This window comes from Fructilactobacillus sp. X2R1C1, from assembly GCF_059901435.1.
Genome location: NZ_JBWXUV010000047.1, coordinates 1 through 356, shown reverse-complemented (window position 1 = coordinate 356; position 356 = coordinate 1). Strand labels below are relative to the sequence as shown.

1 pseudogene is annotated in these 356 nt (G+C 47.5%); it reads right to left on the bottom strand.

The window, feature by feature from the left end:
• Window positions 1–356: pseudogene (locus AC6UDG_RS07440) on the bottom strand (hypothetical protein); the annotation flags it as partial.

Sequence of the window (356 nt, the reverse complement as noted above, 5' to 3'; positions counted from 1 at the left end):
AAGTACTCATCGAACCACTCGCACTAGTAGATAGGCTATCGCTCGTTGATTGAGAACCACTTACCGAGGCACTGGCACTGGTACTTTCGGAATGATTTGTGCTCATCGAAGTACTAGTTGAACCACTCGCACTTGTTGATAAGCTGTCGCTGATGGATTGAGAACCGCTCATTGAAGCACTCGCACTGGTGCTTTCGGAATGATTTGTACTCATTGAAGTACTCATCGAACCACTGGCACTCGTTGATAGGCTATCGCTCGTCGATTGACTACCACTTACTGAGGCACTAGCACTGGTACTTTCCGAGTGATTGGTGCTCATCGAAGTACTAGTTGAACCACTGGCACTCGTTGAT